This is a genomic window from Ensifer sp. ENS06 (assembly GCF_014852205.1).
Taxonomy (GTDB): Bacteria; Pseudomonadota; Alphaproteobacteria; order Rhizobiales; family Rhizobiaceae; genus Ensifer; species Ensifer adhaerens.
Genome location: NZ_JACVBC010000043.1, coordinates 1 through 591 on the forward strand (window position 1 = coordinate 1; position 591 = coordinate 591).

The 591-nt window shown below is 65.0% G+C and carries 1 protein-coding gene; it reads right to left on the reverse strand.

Annotation, left to right across the window (positions count from 1 at the left end):
- Positions 1–591: sulfate/molybdate ABC transporter ATP-binding protein (locus tag IB279_RS36745; RefSeq protein ID WP_192341253.1), on the reverse strand; the 591-nt coding region annotated here is incomplete at both ends.

Genomic DNA, 591 nt, shown 5'->3' on the forward strand with positions numbered 1-591 from the left:
CCTCGAACCAGATCTCGCCGTTCTGCAGCGTAACATTGAGGCAGTTCGACTGGCCGATGAAGCCGTAGACGAAGGGCGAGACCGGATGGTCGTAGATCTCGTCGGGGGTGCCGACCTGTTCGATCACACCCTTGCTCATGACGACGACGCGGTCGGCGAGCTCCAGCGCCTCGTCCTGGTCATGGGTGACGAAGATCGTCGTGTGGCCGGTACGGTCGTGAATGTCGCGCAGCCACTTGCGCAGTTCTTTCCGGACCTGCGCGTCGAGCGCGCCGAAGGGCTCGTCGAGCAGAAGCACGTTCGGTTCCACCGCCATGGCGCGGGCGAGCGCCACGCGCTGGCGCTGGCCACCCGAGAGCTGCGCCGGATAGCGCTTGTCGAGGCCGGAGAGCTGGACGAGGTCGAGCAGATCGAGCGCGCGCTTGCGGATCTCGGCCGAAGGCGGTCTGCGGTTCGACGGGCGCACCTTGAGGCCGAAGGCGACGTTGTCGAGCACGGTCATGTGGCGGAACAGGGCATAGTGCTGGAAGACAAAGCCGATGTTGCGCTCCTGCACGGTCTTTTGCGAGGCATCCTCGTCGCCGAAGAAGA